At 63.8% G+C, this 279-nt stretch carries 1 pseudogene; it reads right to left on the bottom strand.

Annotated features, from left to right (window positions below):
- A pseudogene (locus EN807_RS36065) lies at positions 1-279 on the bottom strand (hypothetical protein); the annotation flags it as partial.

Genomic DNA, 279 nt, shown 5'->3' with positions numbered 1-279 from the left:
TCGCCTTCGAGCAGCGCCGACGGGATGTCGTCGGGGTCGCGACCGCGCCACAACGTCTTCGGCACTTCCAGCTCCGGGCAGACGGCGCGGATATATTCCTTCACGGCGAGCTTGTCCGACAGCGTGACGAACAACGGATTGTGGTCGATCAGCCTTCGCCAGAGCATGCATTCATTGTAGCGCTCGGGCGCGGCGGGATTGGGCCAATAGCCCATCTTTCTTGCAAATCGCACCACGAGCAGGGGGCGACGTAGCGTGATCAGCAGCCGTGCCGCCGCC

This window comes from Mesorhizobium sp. M5C.F.Ca.ET.164.01.1.1 (assembly GCF_004792125.1).
Taxonomy (GTDB): Bacteria; Pseudomonadota; Alphaproteobacteria; order Rhizobiales; family Rhizobiaceae; genus Mesorhizobium; species Mesorhizobium wenxiniae.
The sequence above is the reverse complement of the archived record's forward strand: the minus strand, read 5'-3'. Positions and strand labels throughout refer to the sequence as shown.